This window comes from Streptomyces millisiae, assembly GCF_031845425.1.
In the GTDB taxonomy this organism is placed as follows: Bacteria; Actinomycetota; Actinomycetes; order Streptomycetales; family Streptomycetaceae; genus Streptomyces; species Streptomyces millisiae.
In genome coordinates, this window is the sequence record NZ_JAVREM010000429.1 from 1 (window position 1) to 382 (window position 382).

General features: G+C 72.0%; 1 pseudogene. It reads right to left on the reverse strand.

Annotation, left to right across the window (positions count from 1 at the left end):
• Positions 1-382: pseudogene (glmU, locus tag RNC47_RS37420) on the reverse strand (bifunctional UDP-N-acetylglucosamine diphosphorylase/glucosamine-1-phosphate N-acetyltransferase GlmU); the annotation flags it as partial.

Consider the following 382-nt stretch of genomic DNA (forward strand, 5'->3'; position numbering starts at 1 on the left):
TGGACTTCGTGGACTCGACGCACGCTCCGAGCTTGCCGCCGGCTCCGAGGACGGTGCCCGGCCGCAGGTAGGTGAAGGGGCCGACGGTGGCGCCGGCCCCGATCACGGCCAGCTGAGCGTGGGTGCGCCCCACCGAGGCGCCGTCGCCCACCTCGACGTCGGTCAGCGTGGAGTCCGGACCGATCTCGCAGCCGGCGCCGATCTCTGTGGTGCCGAGCAGCTGGGTGCCGGGGCGTACGACGGTGTCGCGGCCGATGGTGACGTCGACGTCGATCCAGGTGGTGGCCGGGTCGATGATCGTGACGCCGGCTCGCTGATGGCGGGCCACGATGCGGCGGTTGAGTTCGGCGCCCAGATCGGAGAGCTGCACGCGGTCGTTGAC